Raw genomic sequence first — 266 nt, 5'->3', positions numbered from 1 at the left:
AAAATCGTCCATTCGTCCTCCGGGACATAATGGCTTTTCTTGTCCTTGAAGTGCTTTCGGGTCTTGAAATTGATGGTGTGTCCCAGATATTCACGCTTTTCAAGAATGTTGCAGATGGTGGAAGAACCCCAGCCGTACACATCTTTGAAAGTCTTGTTTTTGTTCACGCCCTCGCCGTGTTGGGCAAGGTAAGCAGACGGAATAAGCACCTTTTCCGATTTCAGTTTGCTGGCGATCTGATACGGACCGTAGCCGTCAATCGTCAT

Annotated in this window: 1 protein-coding gene; it reads right to left on the bottom strand. The window is 47.4% G+C overall.

Going from position 1 to position 266, the window contains the following annotated elements; all coding sequences use genetic code 11:
- Positions 1–266: recombinase family protein (locus DW826_RS18835; protein WP_242994161.1), on the bottom strand; the 266-nt coding region annotated here is incomplete at both ends.

Source organism: Clostridium sp. AM34-11AC, assembly GCF_003435375.1.
GTDB lineage: Bacteria > Bacillota > Clostridia > Lachnospirales > Lachnospiraceae > Pilosibacter > Pilosibacter fragilis.
Note: the sequence above shows the minus strand (reverse complement) of the source record. Positions and strands in the feature narration are given on the sequence as shown.